The 6657-nt window shown below is 58.6% G+C and carries 5 protein-coding genes and 1 pseudogene; 3 read left to right on the top strand and 3 right to left on the bottom strand.

Annotation, left to right across the window (positions count from 1 at the left end):
* Window positions 1-395 (bottom strand): hypothetical protein (locus tag WBQ77_RS04980; RefSeq protein WP_424059184.1); only part of this gene is annotated, 395 nt, incomplete at its 3' end.
* 251 nt (window positions 396-646) lie between these two features.
* On the opposite strand from WBQ77_RS04980, the gene WBQ77_RS04975 reads away from it, so the two are divergent.
* The 3 genes from WBQ77_RS04975 to WBQ77_RS04965 are packed head-to-tail and all read left to right on the top strand — an operon-like array spanning window position 647 to window position 5644.
* Window positions 647-2017 (top strand): efflux RND transporter periplasmic adaptor subunit, encoded by a 1371-nt coding sequence (locus WBQ77_RS04975; RefSeq protein ID WP_424059182.1) that lies wholly within the window; start codon window positions 647-649, stop codon window positions 2015-2017.
* A 3-nt stretch (window positions 2018-2020) separates the two neighbouring features.
* The gene (locus WBQ77_RS04970) at window positions 2021-5191 is read left to right on the top strand and encodes an efflux RND transporter permease subunit (protein ID WP_424059180.1); all 3171 of its coding nucleotides are present in this window, start codon (window positions 2021-2023) and stop codon (window positions 5189-5191) included.
* A 3-nt stretch (window positions 5192-5194) separates the two neighbouring features.
* On the top strand, window positions 5195-5644 hold the full coding sequence (locus WBQ77_RS04965) for a potassium channel family protein (protein WP_424059178.1): 450 nt from the start codon (window positions 5195-5197) through the stop codon (window positions 5642-5644).
* Between the two features lie 53 nt (window positions 5645-5697).
* Here WBQ77_RS04965 and WBQ77_RS04960 read toward each other — a convergent pair whose 3' ends face one another.
* Together WBQ77_RS04960 and WBQ77_RS04955 are read right to left on the bottom strand one after the other, a co-directional pair.
* Entirely contained in the window at window positions 5698-5934 is a 237-nt protein-coding gene (locus WBQ77_RS04960) for an SLBB domain-containing protein (RefSeq protein ID WP_424059186.1), read from the bottom strand.
* 83 nt (window positions 5935-6017) lie between these two features.
* Window positions 6018-6236 (bottom strand): annotated as a pseudogene (locus tag WBQ77_RS04955) (polysaccharide biosynthesis/export family protein); the annotation flags it as partial.
* Between the last annotated feature and the right edge of the window lie 421 nt (window positions 6237-6657).

The following is a 6657-nucleotide window of genomic DNA, read 5'->3' as shown; positions in this document are numbered from 1 at the left end:
GGCTTCTCGCGGCGGCAATAGGCTATGTGGTTCTTGCCGCCGCACACGGCCTTCGCCTTCCATCCGTCGAAGTCCTTGTCGTCGAGCGGGTCTTCGCAGGTCTCTGAGACCGGGTTGTCGGCCGCCCGCTTGAGCCAGCAATAGCGCCAACTCTTGCGGTCCTTGTCCTCGCCGATATAAACGCGGCAATAGCCGCCCTCGGGCACCTGCACCTCGACTTTATGACGCCAGACCTTGCCCGCCTCGGTTTGCTCTTCGGCGACGAAACAGCCGGTGACCCCGTCCCGGGCGACGACCGGCGGCGTGCCGAGCAGGACGAACGCGGCCGCGAACAGAGCAGCGAGGATGCGCCGTCGGCGCGATGTGTCGAAACGGGTCCAGCTGGCGGACATCATGAGGCCTAACTCCCTAGATCGAGCCTTAGATTGAGCGGCTCTGGATGGATTGGTGCCAGTTTACGGATCGGTCGGTTGTTGCAGACCTCCGGTCCGTCGAATGTCTGACTTATGATCGTTGTGTGCAAGTTTCCACACAAACGTTGGGTCGCGACGGTGCGCGAATTGCGTTACGTCATGTTTTGCCTCCCGACCCCGGTGAGGTAGCATCGCGTCACAGATATTCGGCAAGGCCGCGCAAGAGGGGTGGAATGAGTCAGTCGGGCAATGTTGCGGGCGTTTGCAGGTTTCTTTTGGCGCTTGCGCTACCCATTTTCCTCAGCGCCTGTTCCGACCGCAACGAGGCCGGGTCGGACGCCGATAAACCGCTCCCTGGTGTCGTGGCGCAGGTTGTCACCGAGGAGGATGTCAGCGATCAGACCGACTTCGTTGGTCAGACGCGCGCTTCGCAGCGTGTTGATATCCGGGCCCGTGTGAAGGGCACGCTCTTAAAGCGACCCTTCGAGGAAGGCCGACAGGTGCAAGAAGGTGCAGTTCTTTATGAGATCGATCCGGCGGAGTTCAAAGCCAATTTGCTAACCGCTGAGGCCCAGCGCGCCAAGGCGCAAGCCAGTTATAATGAGAACGAACGCAACCTGGAGCGTTACACTACCTTGGTTGAGAAAGGGAGTTCAGCCGTCAGTGAGTCCCAATATGACATCGCCAAATCGAAGGCCGACCAGTCCAAGGCCGAAGTAAGTGCCGGCGACGCTGATGTTGAACGCGCAAAACTTGATCTCGGCTACGCTACCATTACCTCACCGATTGAGGGACGAGCTGGCATTTCAAGCGTGGACGTGGGGAACCTGATCGGGCCTGACAGTGACGTGCTCGTGACCGTGCTTGCGCTGGATCCGATCGACGTGGACTTCGCAGTCGGTGAGCGAGAATATCTAAACTATATGGAGACCGTGAAGGCGGGGACAGCCCAAGACCGCACACCCCAGATCATGCTTGCGAACGGCAAGCTGTATCCGCACAAGGGACAGGTTGATATCGTCGACAATCAGGTCGACCCGACTACGGGGACGATCAGTATGCGTCTCAAATTCCCGAACCCGGACCGAATTCTCTTGCCCGGTCAGTATGTCAATGTGCTGCTGACCAAGATTAATACGGAGAGGCAGGTCGTGATTCCGCAGGCTGCGGTTCAAGAGAACCAGGCAGGTCCGTTTGTGCTCGTCGTCGATAGCGAGGACCGCGTCGAATCGCGCCCAATTAAGACCGGCAGTCGCGTGGGCATTGGCGTGGTGGTTTCGGAAGGTTTGACGCCAGGCGAGACGATCGTGGTGGAAGGGATCCAGAAAGTTCGGCCAGGAGCAGAAGTCAAGGTCACCTATCAGAAACAGTTCGATACGCCTGAGGGCGCAGACGAGCCGCCGACACCGGACGACAAGGATGCCGCAGGCGAATCGGCGCCTGCCGATGCCGATAGCAAGGGTTCTGCGCGAGAGGATGCAAAGGGAGAAACGGACACAGCGCCAGATATGAAATTGGAAAAAAATGCCGAACCGGGCACCAAATCTTCAGACGCCAAGTCTTCCGACGACAAGCCTTCCGCTGACACGCAGGCAAAGAACTAAGCCATGATCAGCGCATTCTTCATCGATCGTCCCAAGTTTGCGTTTGTCATTGCAATTGTCACGACGCTTGTCGGGATATTGGCTCTCGGGTTTCTCCCTGTCGCCGAGTATCCGGTGATCTCACCGCCACAGGTGCAGGTGACCGCAAAATATCCGGGGGCGAATGCCGGCGTCGTGGCCGAATCGGTAGCGGCGGTAATCGAAGCCGAGGTCAACGGCGTGGAGGGCATGACCTACATGTCATCAAAGAGCGCGAACGATGGCAGCTATACGCTGACCGTAACGTTCGCGATCGGCACCAATGGCGATATCGCGCAGGTCAATGTGCAAAATCGTGTGGCCCAAGCCGTCCCGAAACTGCCGGAGGAAGTCCAGCGCCAAGGCATCAAGACCGAAAAGACCTCGTCCAGCATGCTGCTGGTTGCCTCGCTCTATTCCCCCAACGGCTCCTACGACAACATCTTTCTTTCGAACTACGCGAGCATCAATCTGCGTGACACGCTTTCGCGTGTTCCTGGTGTTTCGAAGGTCACCAATCTGGGTGCTCGTGATTATAGCATGCGTGTTTGGCTCGATCCCGACCGGATGACGGGTCTGGGCTTGACGGCCAGCGATGTGATTGGGGCGATCCGTGCCCAAAACATCCAGGCCTCGCCCGGGTCCGTCGGTGCCGCGCCTATCGCCGAGACGCAGCAGTTCCAATACACGCTGACCGCGCGCGGGCGTCTCGATACGGTCAGTGAGTTTGAGGACATCATTCTGGTTGCGCGGCCCGATGGCTCGGTGGTCTCGTTGAAGGACGTCGCCGACGTCGAGCTGGGTGCCGAAAACTACGGCTGGTTCGGTCAATTGAACGGAAAGCCGGCCGCCCTTCTGGCTGTGTACCAGCTTCCGGACGCAAACGCGCTCGAAGTTGCCAATCAAATCCGCTCCGAGCTCGACCGCATGGCGCAACGGTTTCCCGATGACGTTGCCTATCAGGTGACATACGACACTACGCTCTATGTGAAGACCTCAATCAAAGAAGTCGTCGTTACGCTTTTTGTGGCTCTCGGCTTGGTTATCTTCGTTGTCTACATTTTTCTGCAGGACTGGCGCTCCACGCTGATTCCTGCCATCGCAATTCCTGTATCTTTGATTGGTACTCTCGCCGTGCTTCTAGCATTGGGGTTTACCATCAATACGATCAGCCTGTTCGGCTTGATTCTCGCGATTGGCGTCGTCGTGGACGACGCAATCGTGGTGGTGGAGAACGTCCAGCGGCACATGGCCGACGGGCTCAATCCCCGAGATGCGACGCGCAAGGCGATGGAGGAGGTCACCGCGCCGGTCATCGCGACAACGCTTGTGCTGCTCGCCGTGTTCATACCGTCTGCTTTCACGCCCGGTATCACCGGGCGCCTCTTTGTCCAGTTTGCCGCAACAATTTCGGTCGCGGTCACTCTTTCGTCGATTAACGCGCTGACGCTAAGTCCGGCGCTGTGTGCAAGCATTTTGCGTCCTCCAAAAGCGGTGACGCGCGGACCGCTTGCATGGTTCGAGAGGGGACTTGAGAAGACGCGCAGTGGCTACGATTCTGTTGTACGCCAGTTAGTACGCCGAACGTTTGTGGCCCTTCTCCTCGTCGGCGCGATGTTCGGCGGCACGGCGCTCCTTGGTACAACGACGGCTACCGGGTTCATTCCGCAGGAAGACCAGGGGACGATCTTTATCGACATGCGCTTGCCAGATGGCGCGGCTTTGCCTCGGACCGCGGCAGTCATGAGAGAGGTCGAGAGCATCCTCGAGGACACCCCCGGCGTCGATAATGTGATCTCGATCGGTGGCTATTCGATGCTGCAAGCCACCGTGATGCCCAACTCCGGCTTTCTGATCGCGGTCCTCAATCCTTGGGGCGAGCGCGATACGCCGGAACTGAGTTTGCGCGGAATCATGGAGAGCATCGCGCCCAAATTCGCGGCGATTCCACAAGCGGTAATTATCCCGTTCACGCCGCCGCCTATTCCAGGTCTTGGCACCACTGGCGGATTCGAATTCGTACTTCAGGATGCGGAGAGCAGGCCGCCGCAAGCGCTCTCCTCCGCGCTCAATGGCTTCATCTACGCGGCCAACGGGGAGTCTGAGCTATCGCGCGTCTTCAGCACTTTTGGGGCGAACTCGCCGCAAATCTTCGTGGACGTGAACCGTAAGCTAGCCATGACTAAGGGTGTGAGCATCGAGAACATCTTCACCGTGCTCAACGCCAATATCGGCGCGTACTATGTAAACGACTTCAACAAGTTTGGGCGGGTCTACCGCGTTTATCTCCAGGCTGAAGCTGACCGGCGTGGCAAGCCGAGCGATATTGGCAAGCTCTATGTCCGGTCGGACAAGGGCGAGATGGTGCCGATGCGGACATTGGTAACTCTCCAGTCGGTGCTCGGGCCAGAGACGATCGAGCGGTACAACATGTTCAACTCGGCGACGATCAACGGGAACCCCGCGACGGAATATAGTTCTGGTCAGGCGATCGCGGCCATGGAAAAGCTAGCGAAAACCAGCTTGCCTGCCGGGTACACTTATGAGTGGACGGGCATGTCCTACGAAGAGATCAAAGCGGGGGCGGCCGGCAATGCCGTATTTATATTGTCTATCGTCTTCGCCTATCTGTTCCTTGTCGCGCAGTATGAGAGTTGGACTGTTCCCTTGTCCGTCATGCTGTCTGTGGTCTTTGCGGTCCTCGGTGCGTTTGTTGCCTTGCGGCTGGCCGGTATCCCGCTCAACACCTATGGCCAAGTTGGTCTGATCCTTCTGGTGGGTCTGGCGGCTAAAAACGCCATTCTTATCGTCGAATTTGCCAAGGAAAAACGCGAGGCGGGCGAGTCAATCGTGGATTCGGCCCAAGATGCAGCCTCGTTGCGCTTCCGTGCGGTGATGATGACAGCGTTGTCCTTTATCCTCGGCGTGCTGCCGCTCGTGCTGGCGACGGGCGCGGGCGCTGCGGCGCGAGTGTCTGTCGGTGTTACGGTCTTTGGCGGCATGCTCTTCGCCACCGTCATTGGCGTGACGTTCGTGCCATTCCTCTTTGTGCTCTTCCAGCGCCTGCGCGAAGCCGCGAAGAGTAAGAAGAGCGATACGGCGGTTAAGTCGCCGGGCCCTGTGCCGCAGCAAGATTTCACGCAGCAGCAGACCTAGGACATGCTCTTCGAGATCATCATCGGCAGCGCCATGATTGTCGTCACGACGCTGATTCAGGGCGTCTTCACGATGGTGGGCGTGGAGTATATGCGGGACTATGTCGACCGACACCACGAACCAGCGCTCATCTGGTCGACGCTCCGACTGTCCGTATTTGTCTTGTGGCTGTTTCTCGCGACGATCCTCGAGGTGTGGTCCTGGGCTCTCCTGTATTTATTCATCGATGCCTTTCAGTCCATCGAGACGGCGGTCTATTTCTCGACCGTGACCTTCACCACGCTCGGCTTCGGAGACATCGTGCTCGGTGAGGAATGGCGCCTGCTGTCGTCTTTTGAAGCCGCCAATGGCCTCTTGATGTTTGGCTGGTCCACGGCGCTGATATTTGTCGGTGTACAGTGGACTTATGAGAATCGCGCGCAGCACCGTAAGAAGCACTCGCAGCGCCACTGACGTTGTGAGGGCATTGCTTTATGAAAGCTGCCTCTGCGCTTTGTCCTAACCCATCAGTCGTCTGAGCTTATTAGAACAGGCGTTGAAGGACGTAAATAGTATCGCCTGGCTGGACGGGGTAATTCGGTTGGGACCATGACGGTGGACTTGACGCCGTCGAAGCCGCGGGTGAGGCGGACGAACCGTTTTTTGGCTCGCGGGGTATAGCCTTCGGCAATGGCGACAGCGTTTTCGACGGTGAGCCCGTTGGCGAAAGGATACTGTCCCGGGGTTGTGACGTCTCCAGGAATGTAGAAAAGGGCCTGTAGGTGACGACTTCTGCAGTGACCTTCGGATCCTTAATGTATTGGTTGCGGAGCCGGCGAGCGACTTGGCGCGCGACTTCGGCTGCGGTGAGGCCGCGGGCGCGGACCTGTCCGATGAGCGGGACCGAAACGGTGCCAGTTGCGCTGACGGTATAGACGTTCGACAGGTTCTGCTGTCCGAACACGATGATGCGGACGCGGTCGCCCGCATCTAGCGTGTAGGTGGCATGGGTACGACGGGCACCCCTGGCGGAGCGCGTCCGGCGCGCCGCGGAAGAGCGTGGCATTCCCTTGGCGTACTGGGAGTATTCGTATTTCGATCCCCTGGCGGCGTCTGCGCTCGGGCTGAGTAGCGGTGGGTAGGTCGCCGCCGTACCTGCTTGTACGCCTCCTTTGATCTAGCAATCACAAGGCGTTCCACAAGCGGTCGGCAAGGGCGTATAGTCCGCGCGAGGCGGTCCGCAGCTCGACCGCTGCGCAATTGCGAGCCGGACCCGCAATACAGAATCAAGACTCAAATCAGGATTGGCCAGTTTATCCGGCGCATTCTGAAAGGGCGCTTCACAGGGAGGACTAGGCCTTGGTGGATGAAGTCGAAAAGATTATCTCACGCCTGAACGGCATCGACCCGGAGCGGCCCTATTTCGACCCGCTGGTGGTTGAGGAGGCCGTCGGCCGGCATGCGCGGCTGATCGGGTTCCGCGACGT

The sequence above is a fragment of the Methyloceanibacter sp. genome (genome assembly GCF_049590335.1).
Lineage (GTDB): Bacteria > Pseudomonadota > Alphaproteobacteria > Rhizobiales > Methyloligellaceae > Methyloceanibacter.
Note: the sequence above shows the minus strand (reverse complement) of the source record. Positions and strands in the feature narration are given on the sequence as shown.